The organism is Bradyrhizobium sp. CCGUVB1N3, assembly GCF_024199925.1.
Lineage (GTDB): Bacteria > Pseudomonadota > Alphaproteobacteria > Rhizobiales > Xanthobacteraceae > Bradyrhizobium.
In genome coordinates this window covers 7671142-7693406 of the sequence record NZ_JANADR010000001.1, presented here as the reverse complement: position 1 = coordinate 7693406, position 22265 = coordinate 7671142, and the positions used below count along the sequence as shown (strand labels likewise).

Annotated in this window: 16 protein-coding genes and 2 pseudogenes; 6 read left to right on the top strand and 12 right to left on the bottom strand. The window is 59.0% G+C overall.

Annotated elements, in window-relative coordinates; all coding sequences use genetic code 11:
* Window positions 1-449: 449 nt before the first annotated feature.
* The gene (locus NLM33_RS36570; RefSeq protein WP_254103301.1) at window positions 450-767 is read left to right on the top strand and encodes a hypothetical protein; all 318 of its coding nucleotides are present in this window, start codon (window positions 450-452) and stop codon (window positions 765-767) included.
* Window positions 768-978: 211 nt separating this feature from the next.
* Here the strand turns inward: NLM33_RS36570 and NLM33_RS36565 are convergent, their stop codons facing one another.
* Complete coding sequence (locus tag NLM33_RS36565; RefSeq protein WP_254103300.1) at window positions 979-1320, bottom strand: hypothetical protein; 342 nt, start codon at window positions 1318-1320, stop codon at window positions 979-981.
* A gap of 648 nt (window positions 1321-1968) precedes the next feature.
* Between NLM33_RS36565 and NLM33_RS36560 the strand changes: the two are divergent.
* The 3 genes and pseudogenes from NLM33_RS36560 to NLM33_RS36550 all read left to right on the top strand — a co-directional run bounded on the left by NLM33_RS36560 (window position 1969) and on the right by NLM33_RS36550 (window position 4190).
* A pseudogene (locus NLM33_RS36560) lies at window positions 1969-3153 on the top strand (hypothetical protein).
* Window positions 3154-3210: 57 nt separating this feature from the next.
* Window positions 3211-3783, top strand: a pseudogene (locus NLM33_RS36555) (prolyl oligopeptidase family serine peptidase); the annotation flags it as partial.
* A gap of 104 nt (window positions 3784-3887) precedes the next feature.
* A complete protein-coding gene (locus tag NLM33_RS36550) occupies window positions 3888-4190 on the top strand; it encodes a prolyl oligopeptidase family serine peptidase (protein ID WP_254103299.1) in 303 nt (100 codons plus the stop codon).
* Window positions 4191-4622: 432 nt separating this feature from the next.
* Here the strand turns inward: NLM33_RS36550 and NLM33_RS36545 are convergent, their stop codons facing one another.
* The 9 genes from NLM33_RS36545 to NLM33_RS36510 form a co-directional block, all read right to left on the bottom strand.
* Window positions 4623-6182, bottom strand: coding sequence for a S10 family peptidase (locus tag NLM33_RS36545; RefSeq protein ID WP_254103298.1), 1560 nt, complete (start codon window positions 6180-6182; stop codon window positions 4623-4625).
* 835 nt (window positions 6183-7017) lie between these two features.
* Window positions 7018-7152, bottom strand: a complete 135-nt coding sequence (locus NLM33_RS49860) for a recombinase family protein (RefSeq protein WP_371930158.1) — start codon at window positions 7150-7152, stop codon at window positions 7018-7020.
* A gap of 170 nt (window positions 7153-7322) precedes the next feature.
* On the bottom strand, window positions 7323-8075 hold the full coding sequence (locus tag NLM33_RS36540; RefSeq protein ID WP_254103297.1) for a glycosyl hydrolase: 753 nt from the start codon (window positions 8073-8075) through the stop codon (window positions 7323-7325).
* A 1993-nt stretch (window positions 8076-10068) separates the two neighbouring features.
* Window positions 10069-12189, bottom strand: coding sequence for a type III secretion system export apparatus subunit SctV (gene sctV / locus NLM33_RS36535; protein ID WP_254103296.1), 2121 nt, complete (start codon window positions 12187-12189; stop codon window positions 10069-10071).
* Window positions 12170-12613: a M48 family metallopeptidase gene (locus NLM33_RS36530; protein ID WP_254103295.1), complete on the bottom strand. Its 444-nt coding sequence runs from the start codon at window positions 12611-12613 to the stop codon at window positions 12170-12172. The genes sctV and NLM33_RS36530 overlap by 20 nt, the downstream gene beginning before the upstream one ends.
* A gap of 2 nt (window positions 12614-12615) precedes the next feature.
* Entirely contained in the window at window positions 12616-13155 is a 540-nt protein-coding gene (locus NLM33_RS36525; protein WP_254103294.1) for a hypothetical protein, read from the bottom strand.
* 36 nt (window positions 13156-13191) lie between these two features.
* Window positions 13192-14085, bottom strand: coding sequence for a hypothetical protein (locus NLM33_RS36520; protein ID WP_254103293.1), 894 nt, complete (start codon window positions 14083-14085; stop codon window positions 13192-13194).
* A 123-nt stretch (window positions 14086-14208) separates the two neighbouring features.
* Window positions 14209-14367, bottom strand: coding sequence for a hypothetical protein (locus NLM33_RS36515; protein WP_254103292.1), 159 nt, complete (start codon window positions 14365-14367; stop codon window positions 14209-14211).
* Window positions 14368-14599: 232 nt separating this feature from the next.
* Entirely contained in the window at window positions 14600-14785 is a 186-nt protein-coding gene (locus NLM33_RS36510; RefSeq protein ID WP_254103291.1) for a hypothetical protein, read from the bottom strand.
* Window positions 14786-15636: 851 nt separating this feature from the next.
* Here NLM33_RS36510 and NLM33_RS36505 point away from each other — a divergent pair.
* Window positions 15637-17226, top strand: coding sequence for an HrpF/NolX family T3SS translocon protein (locus NLM33_RS36505; protein WP_305880500.1), 1590 nt, complete (start codon window positions 15637-15639; stop codon window positions 17224-17226).
* Window positions 17227-17405: 179 nt separating this feature from the next.
* On the opposite strand, the gene NLM33_RS36500 is transcribed toward NLM33_RS36505, so the two are convergent.
* Together NLM33_RS36500 and NLM33_RS36495 are read right to left on the bottom strand one after the other, a co-directional pair.
* Entirely contained in the window at window positions 17406-20027 is a 2622-nt protein-coding gene (locus NLM33_RS36500; protein ID WP_371930032.1) for a PAS domain S-box protein, read from the bottom strand.
* A 231-nt stretch (window positions 20028-20258) separates the two neighbouring features.
* Complete coding sequence (locus NLM33_RS36495; RefSeq protein WP_256570580.1) at window positions 20259-20654, bottom strand: helix-turn-helix domain-containing protein; 396 nt, start codon at window positions 20652-20654, stop codon at window positions 20259-20261.
* Window positions 20655-21102: 448 nt separating this feature from the next.
* On the opposite strand from NLM33_RS36495, the gene NLM33_RS36490 reads away from it, so the two are divergent.
* Entirely contained in the window at window positions 21103-21582 is a 480-nt protein-coding gene (locus NLM33_RS36490; protein WP_254103288.1) for a GNAT family N-acetyltransferase, read from the top strand.
* Window positions 21583-22265 lie beyond the last annotated feature (683 nt).

The following is a 22265-nucleotide window of genomic DNA, read 5'->3' as shown; positions in this document are numbered from 1 at the left end:
GAAGGCTCTCAGGATGTCGTGGCCGCGGATCTCGGCGCCGCGCAAATGGAGTGGACCTGCATCGAACCTGCGATGGTCGGCAGAGACGTGATGTCGGCTTTGCGGGCTTCCTTCGCCAGCAGGAAGCTTGGATCAGAACCGGCCTGATTGGGGAATCCAAAACGCTTCTGGTCGCAAATCCACTCTGCTGCGTGCGCCCGAGCATCAGTCCCTCGCCAGGCACCGCGGTGTCATATTGGCGAAGCAATGCCGCAGCGAGCAAGGCCGAGAAAGCATAGCCGAGGCCCGGCAATATCAGCGTGACCCCGTAGCCGAATCTCGCCGCGATAAACCCACTCGCTGCGAAGCCCACCAACGCGAACGCCGACATCACCGAAGTCAGGAACGCGACATCTGTGCCCGCGTTGCCCGGCCGGGCGAGCCCGAGAAAACCAGTTCGTGAATGTAATATGCTGGACTGCGAGTGCCGCGAACACGATCCCAACGCTCGCGACGGCGCTCACACGAACGTCAACATAGCCATCAATAATCGCAAGCGCTCCAAAATCGATGGCCAGGACTGCGCAGCTCGAGATCAAGCCTCGGTGCGGCGTCATTCGCGCGAGGATCGCGCTGGTGCCTTAGAGTGTTGTCATGCATCGTTGCTCGATCTGGCGAAATCTGCAGCCTTAGCCGACGTCGTCAAGACCGTCGCCCTCGACCATGAAATGATGAAAGGCCTTCTTTCCCGAGCCGACGATTGCAAAGCTATGATTTGCGAACATTGACGTGGGACAGGTACAGTCCATACGCCTCAAGCCGACGTCCCGCACCTTGACGCCCAGCAGGTCGCGATGCCAGCAATGCTTCGACGTCCTCGACAGTGAGCACCACATGGCCCCATCACAAGCGTGCCGGTAGGAAAGCCCTCTATGGGTCGCTCGGATTTCAACGGCTCGGACGCGAGCTCAGAGTTGCAAAACAATTGCCGGCGAGACGCTAAACGGATCGGTTTACCGACATGGCGTTAGTCATCGAGCGCAGGTGATTGAGGCGACCGGCGTGGATGGTGCCTCGCACAGACTTGGCGAAAGAGACTTGGCGAAAAAGACTTGCTTGTGCAGTGCGGTCGCGTATTATTGCAGTGCGGTAGCGTCTCGCGCTGCCGCTGCCCTCCTTGGGCGTTTCCTCCCTAGACTTGGGCCGCTTGTCAATCAAGCGGCCCTTTTTCTTGCCCATCAGTCCGAGCATTGAGCTCGCGTGCGCCAGATTCAGCATTCGCGTTTGATGCGGAACAATATTGACCGCGATCTTGAACGCCAGGTTGCCTGAGTTTGGCATGCTCTGCGAGCGCCTCCTGTAGCTTGTCGGGCATGGAGCTTTTGGATCCCGTAAGGATCCGTTCCAGTGCTGATTGACACGCCACGCGTCAGGGACACAGGAATTGGTGCCCGCCAGCAGCACGAAAAGGGATCAAACTCCTCGCTCAAGCCACTTCGAAATCATCCGGCGGGTGGGATCGAGGCAGGTTTCAATCTGCGTCCTGAGCACGCATCGAGCCGAGGTAACACAATGCGCGGTCGCGAGTGCGCCCGTCTGCATCGCGCCTTCCCGACCGCGCCTCGTATGCCGCGCAAGGTTCTCAAAATGCATCTCGGTCATGAGTACACCTACGACAGCAGCGCATCCCATGCCGGCGGGGCGGAGCGCCCATAAAGGTAACGCGGCTCGGCAGATATCGTGCGCGCTGCAGATCCATCGGGGTGCGGAAGAGGGAGCAGGTGATTCGTGTTTGCGAAATCGTCGTCATTCGACCCTGCTCCTTCGTCCGAACAGCGTCAGCTTTGGAACCATTGTCCAGAACTTGACGCCGGCATGCAGTGCGAAGCGACCGGTGAGTACCTCCAATTTCAAGCGGCACGTTGATTGCATCGTTCGGGGCGCCGGCGGACGCGGTTCTCTCCGCATGTCCGCTCTTCGAAAAACCGAATGCACATCTTCCGTCGGCTTCCGGCCACCTCGCAACACACGCGAGTGAGGCTAGCGCCCCTGTTCAGGACATTTCCCATGAAAAAATCGCTCCGCCTCCTCGCAGCGTCGCTATCCATGATCTGTTTGATGCGCGTGGTACTGCCCCAGACGCTGCCGGCTGCGACGAAAGCGAACGATCCTTTTCTTTGGCTCGAGGAGATCGAAGGGCCGCGCGCATTGGCTTGGGCTCGCGCTGAAAACGACAAGACGCTCAGTGTGCTCCAATCAGATTTCCGCTATCAACGCTTCTACGAGGAGGCGCTCAACATTCTCCAGGCCAAGGACCGGATTCCGTACGTTTCCTTCGCACGGCGCGGTCTCGACAATTTCTGGCAGGACGAGAACCACGTGCGCGGCATCTGGCGGCGTACCACGTTTTAGAGCTATCGCGCCCAAGACCCGCGCTGGGACACCATCCTCGACATGGACGCGCTGGCTGTCGCGGAGAAGAAGAACTGGGTCTTCAAAGGCGGCAGCTGCCTGCCGCCGGAAGAGCGCCTGTGCCTGCTCAGACTTTCCGATGGTGGCAAGGACGCCGTGTTCGTGCGCGAGTTCGACCTCGACGCCAAGACTTTCGCCATGACCGGCTTTGATCTTCCGGAGGGAAAGCAGAACGTCAGCTGGGTAGATAACAATACGATCCTGATTGCACGAGATTGGGGCGACGGGACCATGACGAAGGCCGGCTACCCGTTCGTCGTGAAGGAGCTCAAGCGTGCTCAGCCGCTCGCTCAAGCGCGCGAGGTCTTTCGCGGCGAGCTGACCGATGTCGGGACCGCGCCATTGGTGCTGCGCGACAGTGACGGCACCGTCCATGCGACCGGCGCTGTGCGCGCCATCAGCTCGTTCGAAAATGAGTATGTCCTTTTCGGGCCTGAGCGGCCGATCAAGCTCAATCTGCCGAGAAAGGCGAACATTGGCGGCATTGCCAGTGGCCGCCTGCTCGTGACGCTAAACGAAGACTGGACGCCGCCGTCCGGCGACGCCCGGTTCGCAGCCGGCTCGATCATCTCGTATGACCTGGCCGAATGGAAGCAGGATCCGCTGCGCGCCAGACCCACGCTCGTCTTCCAGTCCGGGCCTCGGCAGGCTCTCAGCGGGTTCAGAGCAACCAGGAACCTATTGATCCTGACGACTCGATAATGTTCAGAGCAGGCGTTCGTCTACAAGTACGATCAGGGCACCTGGCTAGTCACGCCGATCCCACTTCCGGAGAATGCGAGTGTCGGTCTTTCTGCTGCATCGAATGAAACGGACGAGGTGATGTTCACCGTCTCCAGTTTTCTCCGGCCGACGTCGCTCTGGTACTTCGACGCTGCAACCGAACGCCTCGAGACACTGAGAACGACACCTTCCAGGTTTAATGCGTCTAGACATGTCGTGGAGCAGTTCGAGGCGACGTCGCACGACGGCACCGGCATTCCCTACTTTCTGGTGCAACCCAAGAGCGCAAGGTGTGACGGATCGACTCCAACCCTTCTTTATGGCTATGGGGGATTTCAGATTCCGCTTCTGCCGTCTTATGCGGGGCTTACGGGACGGCTCCGGCTCGAGCAGGGCTATGCATATGTCGTCGCGAACCTGCGCGGCGGCTGCGAATTCGGGCCGCGATGGCACGAGGCCGCCCAAAGGGCAACGAAGCAGCGCACATGGGATGATTTTATAGCCGTTGCTGAGGACCTGATCCGCCGGAAGATCACGTCTCCGCGCCGGCTGGGCGTAGTCGGCGGCAGCCAAGGAGGCCTTCTGGTTGGGACCGCAATCACCCAACGACCTGACCTCTTCAATGCCGCCATCGTGCAGGTGCCGCTGTTCGACATGCTTCGGTTCACCTGGCCGCCGGCGCCTCCTGGACCGCCGAGTATGGCGATCCCGCCTTGCCTGAGCAGCGCGAATGGATCCAGGCCTACTCGCCCTATCAGAAGTTGGTGCCGGGCCAGACCTACCCGGCCCCCTTCATTCTCACCTCCACCAAGGACGACCGCGTTCATCCGGCCCCTGGCCGCAAGGCAGCCGCAAGGCTCGCTGGGCTAGGCCAGCCCTATTTCTACTATGAGAATCTCGACGGGGGGCATAGTGCCGCCGCCAATCTCATCGAAGACGCACGGCGGGCGGCCCTGGAATATACATATGCATCTGGGCGGCTTGGATTGAGTGCGGTCGAAAAGAAAGGTCGTTAAGCGACAAGTGCATGCGGCAATTGTCTGAACCGCTGAGACCGCTCCAGTGCACTGGCGCTTTGGCGCGAGCGACGCCACGCCTACGCCTTCGGGGAAGGTGGGCCTCGTCAGCTTCTCGAAAGCTTGCCCGTGACCGCATCTTGTTCGCTGAAGCGGCGATTGCGCATTTCGCGACATAGGTCGAGCCCTCCAGCATCACGGCGCCGGCCGGAATACGACCGACCGCCCGCAGGAATTCGTAAGGTGAGGTGCAGCTGGCTGTTCCCGGAGCGCGCGGAGTTTGGAGTTCTCCGCAAGCCTGCGGGCCGCGAGCAAGATCGGTCGTAGCCGGGACTCTCGGAAGCAATCATATGGGGCTAGGATTTCAGTTGCGGTCTCGCACTAAGAGCCGCTGATCTACGATACGCGCGCGAACCCGAACTTGCTTGTGACCTAGTTCGCCGCCGGCCTGATCATCGCTTCGACCTCTGCGCGAAACGCCTGCCGTGAGCCTTCGCGCGAGTAGAACATGTGGCCGCCTGGAAAGACCACGAGCTTGACCCGCGGCACCGAGGCAAAGGCCGGCAACTGGTCGAGCAACATCTTCGAGGCAAAATAAGGCGTGGCAAGATCGAACAGGCCGTGCCCGACCAGCACGTTCATCTTCGCGTCCGTCGCAAGGATCTGGCGCAGCTCCGACAGCGACTCGGGAGGTCTGCCGCCAAAATCCCACCCCCGCCAAACCGCGCCGTTCAGCACCTCATAGGAGCCGTCCGGCCGCCAGTTCAGCTTGCGCGTGAGGAGATCGACGGCGGCACTGGTCAGCGGCGCCTGAAGCGTGTCGCCCGAGGGATCGCCGAAGCGGGAGGCGCCGGAATCCGGATAGGGATCGAAGCCGCGCACAGAGGCATCGTAGCCGCCGGTCACCTTGGCGTTCTTGCGGTCGAGTTCACGGCGGAATTCACCGATGTCGAAGCGGCCCGAGAGCCTGCGGCTCACCGCCTGGTCGATGCCGGTCAGTGTGGCGACCTTGTCGGCCAGACGCGTAGTCACCTCCCTGTCCGCCTCGCCTTTGACGAGGTCGGCCAGGAACTCGCCGCGTGCATAAGCTTCCACATCGGCGAGATCGGCCCGCTTCACCGGCCCCTTGGCTTCGCGCACGGTCGCAACATAGCTCGGCAGCGTTGCGACATATTGCAGAAGGCTCGTGCCGTTGAACTCGCGGTAGTCGAACAAGGGCGAGATCATGATCAGGCCCTTGACGCCGACGCCCTGCTGCATCTGCAACTGGGCTACGACCTTCGGCCCGCGAATGCCGCCATAGCTTTCGCCCGCGACATATTTTGGCGATAGCAGGCGGTCGTGCTTCTCGAGCCAGCGGCGGATCACCAGCGCGAGCGCGCTGACATCGCCGTCCACGGAAAAGAACCGCCTGCGGACATCCTCACCGGTCGCAACGAAACGGCTATAGCCGGTCCCGACCGGATCGATGAAGACAAGGTCGGTGAAATCGAGCCAGGTCTCGGCGTTTGGCTTCACCTCAGAAGAAGTCGATGGCGTGACCTCGTCGGCGTTGATCGGCAGCCGCCACGGACCGGCATTGCCGAGTTGCAGCCAGGCCGACGATGCGCCCGGCCCGCCGTTGAAGAAGAACGTCACCGGACGCGTGGCACGGTCGGTGCCGTCGAGCTGATACGAGGTATACGCGATCTCGGCCTGCGGCTCGCCCTTGTCGTCGAACAGGCGAATGGAGCCTGCGGTCGCGGCGAAGGCGAGCGTCCGCCCGGGCAGCTCGAGCGTTTGCCTGGTGGTGGAGTCCGGCGGCAGACGATGCGGCTCGGCCACAGACGGCGTTTGGCCGGACGGTGCGCCGGGACCGCCTTTCTGGCCGGCAGGCGTCGCGGCATCGGGACGCTGCGGCCGATCGTCTGCCCAAGCGCTCCCCATCACGCCGCAGGCAAACAGGGCCAGCACAAGACAGGCGCGGCGCAGCGCAGTCAAATCAAACTGCATCGAGTTTCTCCCCTTCCGGCCGCTCTTTGCGTGCACGAGGCGTGTCTCCCAGCCCTACTCACTTAGCTGATAGTCGAGAAATTACAGGCCTACTAAGTCCGGTAGTATTCGCTATCCTTGGGTCCCGCCTGTCGGCAGCAGCGCCAGAGCAGCGGGCCTGTGCTTGCAGATGGCAATCGCTTGCCGACGAGCACATCCACACGGATTAGGAGCTCCCGGCGCACGAATTGCATCGAGAAAACCCGCATCTTGCCGCCCAGACGTGGTTCATGGATGGCCTCATAGCCCTTGGGCGCCGGCTTGTGGGACAAACCTGGAGCGAGTCAACATGTATAGACCCGCCGGCGCGGCTACGCGCGTTCATGAGCGAAACGTACATTGAGAACTTTGCAGCATACGAAGCGCGGCTAGAAGGCGCGATCCAGACGGGGGTTTATAAGTTTTGAACGTCGATTGACAGTTTGTGACGTGCAGAATTCGAGCAGTCCCGAGGCGCGTTCCCAGCGATTTTCGATCACGTGTCGTCGACCCGACAATAGGCCTCACGTCTGTAGTTCATCAGATTGCAGTTGCGCTGCTGACCTGCTTCCGTTGGCAAAACCGCGGCCAGAATAGCGCGAGGCGGGTTAAAACATGCCAATGGCCGAGACCGAGATCGACACCGTCACCGCGGCAATCCCCCGCCAGAATCCGCTCTGTTCATCACGCCCCGCCACAGGCGGCCTGTCCTGGCGATGGCAATGGAGCTCGTCCAGATCGTGCCGATCGCCGCGTTCGAATGCTTATCGCAACCTCCCACTTCAGAGTGCTGCGACGACCGATTGAATCCGCCCCCTTAAAGACCGGTCACGGCTCGCGGCCGCGTTGTTTGATGCGTTTTCGGATTCGACGCCCGTATCGAATAGCTCTGCTGGGTGCGGCCATACACATAAACGCCGGCATAGAACGGGTTGGTGAGGACCTGGTGGATCTTTGTGTAAATGGGGGCGTCCCATCGGAGGGGGACGCCGGTCTTCTGGCTAAGGGGGCAATCATTTGCAGGCCGAATGACACGCCGGTCTCAGACGTCGTAAGCCGCAGGCTGAGACCGTTAGCCGGCGTCGCTTACAATGAGCACAGATCACCCCGTCCCACGAATCTTCACTTCGAGGTCACGGTCATATTGTCGAAGTTGAAGTTCATTCCGCCTGGCGATGAGGTGATCTCGACGCCGTATTGGACGCTACCGACGTTTATGTCGCCGAAGTAACCCTTCGACTTGATCCACTCTAGGATGCCTTTGATATCCACTGTCCCGCTATTGCTCTTCGAAATAGGCACGAGCGAGATAACGTTGTGACCATTATTCCCTTCAAACACGTTCCAGGTCGTCCCTCCTACAGCGACATTGCGATAGACCGGGATCGACGCCCCGGAAGGGGCGTATTTATACGAAATGGGCTTAACGTTGCCGCTACCGTCCGAGTTTCCGGTGTAGTTTGTCCAGATCATGATCTCTTGCTGGTTTGAGCTGTCCCAAATATCATAGGCAGTGTCCCAGGCCCCGCTTTTAGGAACGTGCTGATTGAAGGTCGAGGTCAAAGTGTTGATTGCACTGAGCGGCTTTCCGATATGGACAGCCTCGTGCGGATAGCTCTTGATGCCACCAGTTTCAGGCTGGTTCGACCACACGCTCCATCGGTTCGCTTCATGCACCGAAATGGTCTGAGGCCCTGCACCACTGCCCCACACGTCGTTGTTCCAGGTATTGCCATCGCGTGAAAAGTTCCCGTATGGATCGCTCGACCTCCAAATCAGATTTTGTGCCGGCATGGGGGCGGTCAACGATGACCTCACATTATTCACAGCCTGGCTAAAAAGATCATGTTCCTCCTGTGAGTAAACGTACCCCATTGGGGACTCTGGCGAGCCGGCACCGTTTATCCGATTAAAATCCATAGTGCTCTCTTCCTCTTTCTGCCAGCGGGGTATCCTGGAATGGGTGAGCAGTTCAGTCTTTGGTGGCCTCATCTGAAGGCAGGTTCGAATTCTACGAAGCTTGGCTTTCGAGAAGCTGACCCGTGCAAGGAGAAAGGTGGACCGCGTATTGCCTCACAGATCGATGCTCCCGAGTGCGATCGGTTGCCTTATTTACTTTGCTCCCGGCTTGGGTTGAGGAGGAGGCCGGGTGCGGAGATGGGCGGGGTTTCAGAGCGCCCGGCCTCCCCCGCTGGCACCTGGCACATCATTGGGTTGTTGTGCCCTCGTGCCCCAGCAGCGCTTTCTCTGCAGGAACGAACAATAATGTACATGAGAGCTTTGCAGTATACGAAGCGCGGTTTGGAAGGCACGATCCAGACGGGGGGGCTATACGTTTTGCACGTCGATTGACAGTTTGTGATGTGCAGAATTCGATGCCAGCAGTCCGAAGGCGCGTTCCCGGCGATTTTCGATCACGTGTCGTCGGCCCGACAAAAAGCCTCACGTCTGTGACTCATGAAATTGCAGTTGCGCTGCTGACCTACTTCCGTTGGCAAATCCGCGGCCAGAATCGCGCAAGGCGGGTGAAAAATGGCAATGACCGAGACCGAGATCGACACCGTCACGTGCTAAATCGGTTCCTCTCGGGTAGTCGCGGCTCTTTCGGAGGTTGGAACTGGACTGCTCCGAAATGGCATCGAAAGTTTGCTCGAGGTGCGACTGACGGCTAAGTCAGGGGCGGGACGCCGATGGCCATGGCGCCCGCCCCCGAACATCACCGCTGGAGCGTTGGTTTGGTGATGGTGCCGCGAACAAAGCAAACGGCGTGCCGGTTCGAAAAGTGCAGTGTCTGCCGGCACTGGTAATCGCGTGTCGTGTCAGATTGCAGACGCTGGCGGGCAACTGGCGGCGATTTCGTACAACTCGGGCGCCCTACCGGTCGGCGGTCCTCATTCCATCATCTCGTCCGCGTCATCGAAACGGGTAAGGCGCGTTGATCAGCTACCGTGACGAGCGCTTGCGCCACAGTGATGTCTGCAATTAATCCGCCACGCTTACCGAAAAGACCTGAGCCGGTCCTGTTTAGACAGCTGCCATACCTTGCTCGCGGCGTAGCGACTTAGAGCAACTACGCGTGCCATCGCGATTGGCTTTGAACGGAAACACGCCCCCGCGCTGATCGAAAGTCAACCTTCGTCGTCGCCCGATTTCGCCGGTAGCGTCAAGTTCGACCTGGGGGTCCAGTTCCAGCGGATAACGAGACAGCAGCATCGTATTTCGGGCAATGCTGCCTATTATTTTCGATCACATCGAAGAAAAGGCCTGTTTCAGCCGCCGCTTGACCTGCCGGCACGATGGCGGGCCCTCGCAGTGACACGCGGCCCAATACCTACACGCTCGCCGGGTGCTCTTCCGTTCGCCCTATATCTCGGCAGGATTTAGATTAGGCTCTTGGGCAAACTGAGGGATAGTCAACTTCCAATTTCATGGCGTTGCTGGATCCGCGATGGGGGCGGCCGTTGATGTCTGATCGTCTGAAGCGCTCCTTATCATTGAAGCGAGATGTCGTCCGGCCGCCATCACCCTAACGGTAACGCCGAAGCGCGACACCGCGACAATTAGATTAACTTGAAAAGATGTTCCAGCAGTCCAACAAATCCACGCTTTTCTGCTTCAGCGCGTCGCGCAAAGCTCCTGGTCTGGATTCTGGCCGACCGCGCACTCAATGCGTTCTCGCATGGCTTGATCGATATCTTTTGCACCAAGCAATTTTGGCGGCGTCGTCTCCTGCACCTGAAGAGCTGGTCTATCCCAGCTGGCGCAACCGCCGAGCCCTAGAATGGAAAGGAGAGCTGAGAACGAGAGCAGACACAATGAGCCCAAGCGCCACCGAACTGCTTTCCGACGTGAATTCATTCGGTCCATCTTATATCGACTGCTGCGCCTGTGAATCGTCCGCAACGAGCATGTTGCTAAGTTCCTCCGACGGAGCCTTGTCCTTCGCAGCTGCGAGTGTGATGGATCCAACCGGCTGAATTGTGAAGTCCGAGGCAAGGTCTTGATAGGATAGAACAGCAAGATCGATCCCATTGCGGGTGAGAAAACCGCGGACAAAGCGCCTTATATCCATCGAAGCAAGGATAACGGGCTGGATCTGACCTCGGACTGCGTTCGAATGGATCTGACGCATTTTTGACAGCAGCGCCTCGCTTTGCCCGTCCGTCAAAACCAGGTAGGGCCCTTTGGGAGTGTCACGCACCGCGCTGCGAACAATATCCTCGGTTTGACGTTCGATGATAAAGACCGGCACGACACGGTGTGCGTTGGCATAGCGGTGGCAGATCTGCCGTCTCAGGCCGGAGCGAACATATTCCGTGAGCAAGACGACGTTTTGTTCACGTCCGCTCCATTCGGCCAATGCCTCCAAGACCAGCCGCGTGTTCCGGATCGGAATACCCTCTTCCAGGAGGCGCCGTAAGACGTCGGCGACCTTGGGGATCGGCGTCGTACGTAAGACCTCCTTCACAAGATCCGAATATTCCGTCTCCATCCGCGCCAGCAATTGGCGCGTCTCCTGGATACCCACCAAGCACTGTGCATAGCGGGTCAACGCTGAATGGACGCGCAAGGCCAGGATTTCAATGGGACGATGATGCCCGATGCCGGCTGCTTTGAGAGCCGGTGCGTTGCTCTGTTCAATCCAGATTTGATCCGTCTCCGCCTCCCGCCGAAACGGGATGCCGCTCAATTCAATATTGGCCGGATCGTCGCGGAGTAAAAGCTGCGTTGGATCAATCAAACCCTGATCGACCGGCACGCCCTCGACATCCACCCTGAACTGCAACTCCGGCAAGCGCTCGTCAACCTCAACCGGGATGCGCGGAATCGTGATGCCAAGATCAGCTGAGACAAGACCCGAAACGCGCTCAATATGCTGTTGCAATTCGTCCTTGTCGATCGGCCGTGTCAGACTGGGCGCAAGGAACACCGCGACGGGAAGTGCCCCCGCAGGCACGGTTTGCTTGTTAGACTGTTCGGGAGCCGGGCGAGAGACATCGGCGCTTTTCTTGGCGCTTTGGATCACACCGTCGGCAAAGCTCGCTGCCGCAAAGACTGCGGCCAAGAGGAGAAAGACCGGGAGCGGGAAACCCGGAATGGCCCCCATGACGACCAGGACGCAGGCAGATAGCCGCAATGCGTGCGGATTGGCCGTGAGCTGGTTAACGATGTCGGTACCAAGATTGAGCCTTACAACCCCATTGACACGAGTGATGATCGTCCCGGCTGTAATCGAGAGCAGTAGCGAGGGAATCTGTGAAATGAGCGCATCACCTATCGTCAGCAAGGTATATTGATGCAGCGCCGCCTCGAAAGACATGCCCTTGGAGAGCAGGCCGATGGTGATCCCGCCCAGCATGTTGATGCAGATGACCACCAAGCCTGCGATGGCATCGCCCTTTACGAACTTCATGGCGCCATCCATAGCCCCATAAAGCTGGCTTTCTTTCTCCAATGTAGCGCGCCGGCTGCGGGCTTCGTTCTGATCGATATGGCCGTTGCGCAGCTCCGCATCGATCCCCATCTGCTTGCCTGGCAGAGCATCGAGCGTGAAGCGCGCCGCCACCTCCGCCACGCGCTCAGCGCCCTTGGCGACGACGATGAACTGCACCATGGTCACGACTAAAAATATGACAATGCCGACGACGATGTTTCCCGATATGACGAAATCACCGAACGTGTGAATGATGCTGCCGGCATCCCCCTCAGCCAAGATCAGCCGCGTCGTCGAGATGGTGAGCGCCAGGCGGAATACCGTGGAAATCAGGATGACGCCCGGCAAGGACGAGAAATCAAGCGGGGTGCTGATATAGAGAGCAACCATCAGCAGCAATATGGCGAAACCCAGATTGAAGCCGATAAGCGTATCGATCGCCACTATCGGGATCGGCATGATCATCATGCTGACCGTCAGAAGCAGTGCCAACGCAACCATCAAATCGGAGCTGGCCGACGCGCCCGCAATGATGTTACGCAGGACGCTGGCCATGGGGACCTTCCGATCGTTGGTTGATAGGGCCGTTGCTGTCACGCAACGAAACATAGTTTTGGAAAACCGCGCGTGCCTCGTCTATGAGGCCGGCCCGCCGCAGCGCATGGCTACGCAAGAGCATCAAAGAGGCGCGCGAAGACGATTCATCATCAAGTGCGTCCAGCCTATCCAGGATCGGCAGCGCTTCATCGCCGAGGCCTTCCGAGATGAGGGCGTAGGCGAGAATCCGCAGCAGATCGACATCTTGAGAGTCGTCGCGGACGATGAGCCGCAAGAGAGCCAGGCATTCTGCGCTCTGCCCACATGCAAGATACAGATAGGAAAGGGCACAAAGCAAATCGCGTTCCTGTCCGGCACTCAGCGAGACGTTATCGGATTTGGAAACATCTGTCGTCCGTTGAGCTCCATCGGAGTTGGACATTATTAGACTTCGATCAAGCTGTTCCGGTTTTGCCGAAGCAGCGCCAACCACAGCAGTCCCTGCTGCAGGACGACGACACCTTCGTGCGCCATCGAATCCGCAGGCGCGGCCGCCAGCTTATGGGCGAGACGTTCCAAAAGAATGCCATACCGCTCTGCCCGCAGCATGTCCGGATGACGCAGCCTTGGCGTGACGAAGGAGAGCAGATCATGCGCGATACCGCGCCCATAGAGCGACGCCGCCACCGCGGGCGGCTCGATCTCGTAATTGCGAGTGCGTATCTCGTTGAGACTGACGCGCCCGACTGCATCAATATCTTTGGCCTCCCCTATGGCTTTTATTGCTACATCCGGCGGTTTATACGATGCGTTCAGCTCGCGCCAGATCGACGCCGGCTCCTTCTCACCACCAGTGCAAGCACTGTCGATGTCAATCTTGTTGGGTTGGAAAATGGTCGGCCCGATGACCGGCGCATGATGGTCCTCGTTTGGCCGCTGCGAAACACTGCCAGGCCCGACATCGTAGTGGGACAGCTTTGACATGACGCTCTCCTTATCCTTCCTTCGAGTCCGGAAAGTCTAATAGGGGATGGCAGCAAAACGGCCATTGCGGCTTAGCAGCACACGCCCCTCCTCGATTCGATTGACCGCCCATCCGTCGGCCAACAGAGCGCCGACGAAATACTTCTGTCCACCGATAAGGAGATAGGGCTCGGTTCCGTGCCAAACAGCTTCGACAGCGATTGCGGATGGCTGCTTGTCCTCCTTGACCACGACTCCGTTCACCAGTGCCACCGCACCGTTTGTACGACCATCAAACCATTGCTGGAGCTCCTGCCATTTCGTAACCGCTGCGGGCGTTACTGTTCCCTCAGCGCTCACAAAACCCGGCCCAGAACCGACCCTGATATCGAGCAGGCCGGCCTTATCAACTTCCTGTTTCAGCACTTCGGCTGCGGCCTGAGCTCGCCGATCATCAGGTCTGTTCATGCCCAGCTTGGGCACAAGCTCGGCGGCAGGCGGCGCAATGGCGCTCGGTGCACTTCCGCTGGCCTTGAAGAAAACGGTCGAGAGAGCGCCTAGACCAAGAAAGGCGAGCAGCACGATGGCGAGCGCTGAGATCGAAGCGCGCGATAGGCTGGTCGAGCGAACCTCAACTGCGTTCTGGATCGACCAGCGAATTGACATCGCGCCTGCGCGAACGACGCCGGGAAGAGAAAGAACAACGCGTCCACCTGCGGCGATATCCTCTTCGCCCTCTGGGGCGCTTACGGCTGCAAGAGCCTCAATCTCGATTGAATTCCCAACAAGCGCGATACGAAGGTGATGCGGCTCAAGCCCTTGCTCGACGAAGACCATATCTGCGTCAAGGCCACTACCGATAAGGCTCGCTCCGGCAGCCGCCTTTCCGCTTAGACCGGCATAAAGCCCAGATAGCACCTCGAAATGCAAGGAGGCAGCAGCCTCATCCACGGACAATCCTCCGAACCAAGGAGCACGACAGGCGATTGCGGCACGGCGCATTGCCAGGCTGCGCGCCTCACATCGCCGCCACGACGGAAAAAGCGGAGCGAAGACTCGCCCCGCCTTCCAGGGTCAGCCGCTAGCCCGCTCGCTCGCCGCCTTCCTCTCACTCGATAGCTCGGTCGACAGCGCACGCAACCGCATGTCCTGCACCATGGCTTGCTGATTAACAGCCTTCAACTGTGCGATCAGCGCCTCGAAGGTCGCCGCCCCACCAACCTGATCGAGCACAGCCCCAGGCCCAGATGCGGCAGCCCCAGCCCCAGGCGCAGCGCCAGGCGCTGGGGCCCCGCCACCGGAATCTCCGGGCTTGGTAGCAGTCTTGTTATCAACCTTGCTGTCATGGTTGTCATGGTCAGCATGAGAAGAGCTGGCACTAGTTATTTTCGTCATATCGCTCACCTTCTGTTTTGAACCTGCCGCCACGAATGGCGACACACCCCTGACGTCGGAGATTTCGACGTCAGGAATCCTCATCTGTTTCAGATACGGCTTCGTGAAGATTTGCCATGTTTCGCTCCACACACTGAATCGCGACCATGTTAAGAACCGAACCAAAAGCCGATTCTAAGTTTTGACGATCAGCTGCAGACTGCGAGCTGCCACTATCAGAAGTGGTACGAACCACGCTTTCGATTGCGCCTGCCATCTGGTGCCTCTCATTTTAGTTCCATCAGAAAGGTGGCATCACCTACCGAGCGATCCACGTTGCTTACGCTAACGGGATTAGCTGTCGAGAAGCTGACGTCGAAGGACGGATCGGGAAACTATCTCATTCAACTTCACCGCCGAGGTGAGAGGACGGATTCGCGGGTACATGCGGGATCCGCCACCGCGCGCGTTCTCGGCCGCGCCTTTTAGGCTCTACAACATCTCCGACGAGCGCCCGACAGACTTCGCTCGATCCGCTCACACATTGCCATGCTCACACATCGTCATATTTGCGAATCGCGCGCTCGATGGTGAATGGCGAGGCGCAGACGCAACCACGCGCAGTCGGAAATGCCGACGCGAGACTCGGTGGTGATGTTGTTTGCGGCTCCTCGACGATGGTCATTTGCAACTGGATGACCGGAGGGGCCTTATGCTTCCAGCATGCCACATCAGGCGAGCGTCATGCCGCATGTGCGCGGCCGGAGACGAACACTCAGCGCCGCCTGGAGAAATCAAGATGGCCGCGCGGCGCTGCGCAAGCCTTCTTTGATTCTGAGACTCGTCAGCTTGTCGAAAGCTTGTGTGCCTATCACGTAGCCTTGATCTCTAACCGCCGATCCCGCCCGTTGACCGCAATGGAAATGTACTCACATGCAGCTCAATAACTTTTCGCTACCAGCCAGTGCAAATCCAGCTCTGTCGGCGTTAGGACCTTCCGCGCACACGCCCGACCAGATTCGGCAAGGGGAACCTTCGACATTCGCGGCAATGGTGTCCGTTTGCGCGCGGGACGACCAAGCCGACGCGCCCCCCCCGTCACCGGACCTACTGCACCCAAAGCTGCCTATGCCAGAGGATCCGCTGGACCACCTGCCCGCGCAGGTGAAGGCGGCGATCGAGGCAATGGAGCGGGGCGAGCCCCTTCCCTCCTCAAGCGGCACATCGGCGACGGCTGAGCCTGCAGATCTACCGACCGCTCCGGTGCCAAGCTCGAGGATCACGTGGAATGGCGGCACGCTGACCATTGCCGAGTTGCAGATCGTGGCAGTGTTGAACCGGCACAAGGACCAATGCCCGCTCAGCTGGGACTCGCTGGCAGACAAGGCCAACGATCCGTCGACGCCGCCGGATCTGAAGGAGGCGATCAACGGATTGCGGCGCGACCCAGAGCTCTTCTACGCGATTGGCTCCCAAGGCGACGGCCGCTGCGGAGGCAAGATCAAGGACAAGGATCTGTCCGAGTTTTCCGACAGCCACTCGCAGGTTGCTACATTCCAGGAGCAGCAGGCGCACAGCTACGAGCAGAACTATATTCCATCCGACGGCACCGGGAATGGACAACCGTCGGTCATGACCTTGAGTGATGCATTGCGCGAGCTGTACAAGTATTCTGACTACCTGCCCAAGAATTTGAGCCTGGACGATTTCAAGGGGATCGTCGACGGCAACGCCCAATCCGGCAAGTGTCCGCCCCAGGTGATCGCGGCGGCCCAATACTTCCTCGACCATCCGGACAACTGGAAGCAGTTGTACGGTGGCGCGATTGATAAAGTCCACAAGGAAGACTTCCTGCAAGTCGCCTCGTCGTCGATGAACCTCTCGCAAAGCGAGCTGGACACGCTCGGCACGATCAACAAGAATCAGGATGCCTTCTTCGGGGGCGGCGTCCTGACACGAGAGAAGTTGGCGAGCATGGTGGGCGACAAAACTCTCGACCCGAAGGTACGACAAGCGGCGTCACAGCTGCTCTCTGATCCCGTGTTGTTCGGCCTGCTAAACAATTCGATTACGGGCTACAAGACCCATCACAAGTTCTTCGACTTCGGCGGCGGGCATACGGTCGATTCCGGCAATATCAGCAGCAACGACTTTACGCACTTCTACAGCAACATGTCGGCTGCGAACCACACCGTCCAGCAGACAAAGACCCACCTCCCCAAGACCGTTGCCGATCAGAGCGCTGTCGCGGACATGATGGCAGGCGTGGCCGACCAGCCCGACATTAAATCTCACAAGAAGAACGGCGGGGCCCTCATGCATGCGCTCGACGGCGTGGCCAAAGTGGGCTCGAAGGTGCTTGATTGGACCGCCACGGCGGTCGGTTTGCTCGGTTTCATTCCGGGGCTGGGCGAACTGGCCGATGCAGCATCAATGGTGATCGAGTGCGAGTCGCAAGCAGCGAACCTTTTGCACACCGCCATTAGCGGGGGCAATATGAAGCAAGCGCTCGAAGAAGCTGGCCTCAACGTCGCGGCGCAGGCCGTTGGCTGCATCTCTGGGCCCGAGGTCAAATTCGCGATGCGCGAAGGGCTAATGAAGACAGTGATGGAAGGGGCCGCGACGACCGGAATCGACCTGACGGTCTCGCAAGCGCAATCCTATGCGGACAACTATTTGGACGACCTGAAGACGAGGCTTGAAACCGAGCCGGCGTAAGCCACTGTCGGCCTTGAATGACCACATCGTCGCCATCGGGAAACACATCGAAAACCAGCCATGACCTTGCATCAACTGTTCCAACATTCGAATGACGCATCGAGGCGTCTTCCCGACCATGAAGACGATCGTGTCGCCCATCGGCCTTCCTGCTTTCGCGAGCGCGTCAAAGCGTCCAGTCACGACACGATCGGCAGGGCAAATTGAAAGGTCGCGCCCGGCCCTTGGTTGCGGACGATTGACAGGCGCCCTCCGTGAGCTTCCACGATCGAACGACAGATCGACAGCCCCATTCCAAGGCCGCTCGTTTTGGTGGTGAAGAACGGATCTAAGATGCGATCCCTATCTTCCTCAGCGATCCCGGCGCCGCAATCGGTCACGGAGAGCTGCACGCGCCCCTCACCGTCCCTGGATGATTGGATCACCAGTCCGCGCGCTCGATCGTCAACCGCTTGCATGGCCTCGATCCCGTTCGTCACCAGATTGATGATCACCTGTTGCAGCTGAATCCGGTCACCAAGAATCGTGGGAAGCATTGGGGTCAACTCGGTTCGCAAGGTCACTTGGTGATTGACCAGCTCACGTGTCACCAACGTGATGGCCTCCTTAACGACGTCATTGACATCGAGCGATACCATCTCAATCTCGCCTTTCTTCGCAAGTGCGCGGACCCTGCGGATCACCTCGCTTGCCCGGATCGCGTCTTTGACGATCCACTCCACCGATCTGCGCGCGGCGGAAAGCTCAGGAATTTCGTGCCCCATCCAAGCGAGGCACGCATCGGCGTTGCTGACAATGGCGGAGAGCGGCTGGTTTACTTCGTGGGCGATGGAGGCTGTTAGTTCCCCCAGCGTCGTCACGCGCGATACATGCGCAAGATCCGCCTGTGCCTTCCGCAGCTCTTGTTCGGCCTGATCTGCGCGGATCTTCGCGGTGATGTCGGTGCTGACGCCTCGGTAGCCGAGAAAGTTGCCGCTTACATCAAAAAACGGCTTGCCGCTGGTCCGGACGTAGATCGGAGTCCCGGTCCTATTGACAGCGCGATAGACGAGATCACGAAACGGCAGATGTGCGTCTAGCGTCGCCCGATGCTGCCGCCACTTCTCGGGGTCTTCGTCGACGTCGCACGCAATTTCCCAGCGAGGCAAGCCGATGAGCCGTGTGGCCATGATGCCCGTAGCGCTGGCGTGCTCCGATAAGTGGGTGACCAGGTGGTCCGGCCCGGTCTCCCAGAGCCAGTCGGAAGCAGTTTCGGCGTAGTCACGAAAGCGCTGCTCGCTCTCACGCAGCGCGGCAAGGGTGTTTTCCAACCGTTCCCTGGCTGCGTGTTGCTCGGTGACATCCATATGCGTTCCGATGAGTTCGACGGTGTCGCCATCGCTTCCCAACACGGCGTGCGCAACTGAGTGTATGTGCCTTATCGTGCCATCGGGAAGACGGATTCGGAAATCATACTCGAAGTTACCTGCCTTCTGTTCGATAGCCTGACGCTGCACTTCCTGCTGCGGCGCCAAGTCATCTGGATGAATACGCGACCGGATGGCCTCAAGCGATACAGGCTCGTCCGGATCGAAGCCAAACAGACGACTGACTTCGGCGGAGCGATACGCAAAACAGTGACGACGGCAGTCCCAGGACCAAGTGCCCGTGCGACTGAGCTGCTGCGCGTCGGCCAGATAGGCCTCGCTACGGCGCAACTGCTGTTCCGTCTGCTTGGCTGCCGTGATGTCCGTCGCCGCCCCGACGAACTCGATATCGCCAGACGCGGTTTTCGTGGCCCGTGCCAGCGTGTGAATGTGCTTTACCGACCCGTCGGGCATCTGCAGTCGGTATTCATGCTCGAAATCCTGGCCTTGAAACGCTCGATCTAGCGTCTCTTGGACGGCAGCCTTATCTTCTGGGTGGACGCGGTTAAGGACGTGTTGCGGTGTCACTTTCGTCTCCGGATCGTATTGGAAAATCCGAAAAACCTCCTTAGACCAAACGACCTCGCCGGTGGCGACGTTCCAGCCGAAGCTGCCAGTATGGCTCAATTCCTGCGCCTGGGCCAAATAGGCTTCACTCCGCTGCAGAGCAAGTTCAGTCCGCTTCTGCTCGGTGATATCTTCGCAGGCAATGAGGACGATGGGCTTGTCATCGGCCCACAGCATGGCTTTGGCGTTTTCGCGCACCCACAGCACCGAACCGTCCTTCCTGATCTTCTGGATGTCCCAGGTGTGCGATTGGCCGATATTTGTAAGACACTGCCCGATACGTTTGCGAACGACCTCACGATCTTCTTTCAGAAAGACATTCAGCACGGATAGGCCGACCAGCTGCGCAGGAGCATAGCCGAGTTGAGTCGCGCCGAAAGTATTGACGTTGAGGACCGTTCCGGCTTCATCGACCATGAAGTACATGACTGGATTATGTTCAAAGATTGCACGCCAGCGCTTCTCGCGGTCATGCAGATCGGCCGCTCTGTGCCGTAGCTTGGCTACGGCCTCACGCGCAGCCTCTCTTTCGTGGCGGACTTTTCCGATCAGGTGCGTTCCGACAATTGAGGCGGTTAGGAAGGTGACAATCACCAAAAAGTCCTGAGGGTCATCGGTCCGGAGACTGAACGTGGGGGACGTAAACAAGTAGGCTAACGCAGCGACAGAGACGATAGAAAGCACCGACGATGCGATGAAGCCGCCCATCAGCGAAAACAGCAATATCACAACGAGATAGGCGAACGCCGTCGCTGCGAAAGGGCTGTGAATATACAAGGACATGAGCGTCACCGCAGCTAGCGCAACGCTTCCGAAAACCAGCTGCATCGCTGAACGTCCGAACGTGGTGAGCTGGTTACACATGCTTGTAGCGGTCCGGCCTTTCGAGCGGGAGAGGTTAACAATTGAGCAAAAATACAGCAATTCATTTCGACCCCGATAGGTGCTCCTGAGCGGTTTCGAGATCGGCGACTGAACTGCACAGCCGAAGGAAGGTGTATTACAAACCTTCGTATAGTCCTCTTAAACCTATTAATATCGAACGCTCTCATCGGACAATTAAGTCTTGGTATTCACGCCGTTCGCCTTTCTCCGCGATGGTAAAAGCCCCATGTTGCAGCTGGATTGCCTCGGAGCCGGCAGAAGGGGCGAATCCAATCGCGGTTGATCCGATGGATGGCCGCTGGTCTTCGCCATGTCGCGAGAGCTCCAATGAGTAGCGCTCTCAGGCCAACTCTCCAACGTTCTCACGATCACGGCTTCGATGCGGGCATCGTCAATCGTGCGCGGCGCGCCGGAGCGCGGCTCGTCGTGCAGTCCGGCCACGCGCTGCTCCATAAAACGCCGCCGCCACTTGCCTAAGGTCTGCCGGTCCAGCCCCAGCTTGGCCGTCACTTCCGTGTTCTGACCACCTTCCGCACAGGTCAGCACGATCCGGACTCTTAGAGCCCGCACCTGCGCCGTTCCGCCGCATCGTCAACGACGTCAGTCCGGCGCGCTCGTCGTCGCTCAATATCAGAGGGCAAGTTGTTGGACCGCCATTGGGGACTCCGTCGCTGCTTGCCTCCATCCTTGGCACAGCGACGCGAATCTATTGCGAATCCAGCTAGTCTCTACACCCTGCCCCTGGGAGGGCTTGGCTCGGGATTGCCCGTGAAGGTTTCCCCGACGTTGAGCACGTCTGAACGTGGGGCTTGCCCTAGGACACTCATTGGCTAAGTCCGATGCCTCTATCAATTCCGCCACGGCCAGTTCGACACGGCCCCAATCGCGCAAGAAGAGAACACAGTTGTTACACGGTTTGAGTAGCTTAGCGCCGGACCCGGTCTGTCCTGGATAGGATTTTGGTGCTAGTGGTTGTCTAAAGGTTCATTGAAAGTACTTTTGCATGCCGTGGCGAGCGATGGAGCCTGACCATCTTCCTGAAGTTCGCGCCATCGCAGATCGCGTCCACCTGAACTACCCAGAGGATGAGGTCGTTTTCTCCGAGCGGCTGGAGCTGTACCCTGAGGGATGTTTTGTGCTTGAGCGCCCGCGGGACGGCCTGGCCGGCTATATCGTCAGCCATCCTTGGCACTTCAATAAGCCTCCCGCGCTGAATGTGCTTGTGGGCGCCGTGCCCGAGCCTGCATCGACCTACTATATTCACGACATCGCGTTGTTGCCGGAAGCGCGCGGCAACGGTGCGGCGTCCGAGGTCGTGCTTAAGCTGGTCAGATACGCGGCAAAAGCCGGCTTTCCCAACCTCTCGCTGGTCGCCGTCAGCAATTCAGCGAAGTTCTGGGAGAGGCACGGGTTCCGAACGCTCGATGACGCGGATTTGAACCAGAAGCTCGCAAGCTATGATGCACGGGCAAACTATATGGTCCTTGAACCAACATGATCTGCAGCGGGTACTGTTCAAGCCGCCGATCGTGTGCGGCAATCGCCAGTTGATGCGCCTGTCGCTCCGTCAGAGGTTTCGAGCCGGCGCGCAGATTGACCGGCATTGATCGACTTGGGACGTCGAACATCGCGGAATCCAGAGCCGAGAGCGCTGAGGGCATGGAAGGATGCGCGATCCTGCTGGACAGGGCGGCCAACTGTTCAGCTCTGTCATGCAGCGGATGGCCCCTGAGGTTCCCAAACGCCAACCTGGACATGTGGTGTCTTGGGCAACGGGGCGGTTCGGAACGACGCCGTGGCTCAATAAGTAACGCAGATCTGATGGAGCAGATCTACGTCGTTGGGCGGTCGGTCGGGCTGGTTCATCGGTTGCCATGCGACACACCCTCCGCTCAGACGAACAAGCAACGGTACGCTTGCGTGATTAGGACGGGCCTGACGTCAAAAACTCGATTGCGTCCAAGCCTACTCGTATTGCTGGTGATGATATCATCATCGCGTTCTTGGCGATCTTACGCTCGCTGATGAGGTGAGATGCTCGAGTCGGGCGTGTTGCCACGATCGCGATCGCCTGGTCCGCCAAGTGCGGGGACAGATGCGTGAGGTCTGCGTGTGTCAGATTACGGTCAGCTGGAGGTTGTATCTGGTCCGCAATGCCTGAACGGCAAGAGCTCCCAAGAG

Bases quoted from the DNA above. Each gene is read 5' to 3' on its own strand.
- NLM33_RS36530 (WP_254103295.1), bottom strand. From the start codon at position 12,613: ATGTCCAACTCCGATGGAGCTCAACGGACGACAGATGTTTCCAAATCC.
- NLM33_RS36510 (WP_254103291.1), bottom strand. From the start codon at position 14,785: ATGGCAGGCGCAATCGAAAGCGTGGTTCGTACCACTTCTGATAGTGGC.
- NLM33_RS36540 (WP_254103297.1), bottom strand. From the start codon at position 8,075: ATGGGGTACGTTTACTCACAGGAGGAACATGATCTTTTTAGCCAGGCT.
- NLM33_RS36545 (WP_254103298.1), bottom strand. From the start codon at position 6,182: ATGCAGTTTGATTTGACTGCGCTGCGCCGCGCCTGTCTTGTGCTGGCC.
- NLM33_RS36490 (WP_254103288.1), top strand. From the start codon at position 21,103: ATGGAGCCTGACCATCTTCCTGAAGTTCGCGCCATCGCAGATCGCGTC.
- NLM33_RS36570 (WP_254103301.1), top strand. From the start codon at position 450: ATGCTGGACTGCGAGTGCCGCGAACACGATCCCAACGCTCGCGACGGC.
- NLM33_RS36500 (WP_371930032.1), bottom strand. From the start codon at position 20,027: ATGCAGCTGGTTTTCGGAAGCGTTGCGCTAGCTGCGGTGACGCTCATG.
- sctV (WP_254103296.1), bottom strand. From the start codon at position 12,189: ATGGCCAGCGTCCTGCGTAACATCATTGCGGGCGCGTCGGCCAGCTCC.
- NLM33_RS36525 (WP_254103294.1), bottom strand. From the start codon at position 13,155: ATGTCAAAGCTGTCCCACTACGATGTCGGGCCTGGCAGTGTTTCGCAG.
- NLM33_RS36505 (WP_305880500.1), top strand. From the start codon at position 15,637: ATGCCAGAGGATCCGCTGGACCACCTGCCCGCGCAGGTGAAGGCGGCG.
- NLM33_RS36565 (WP_254103300.1), bottom strand. From the start codon at position 1,320: ATGCCAAACTCAGGCAACCTGGCGTTCAAGATCGCGGTCAATATTGTT.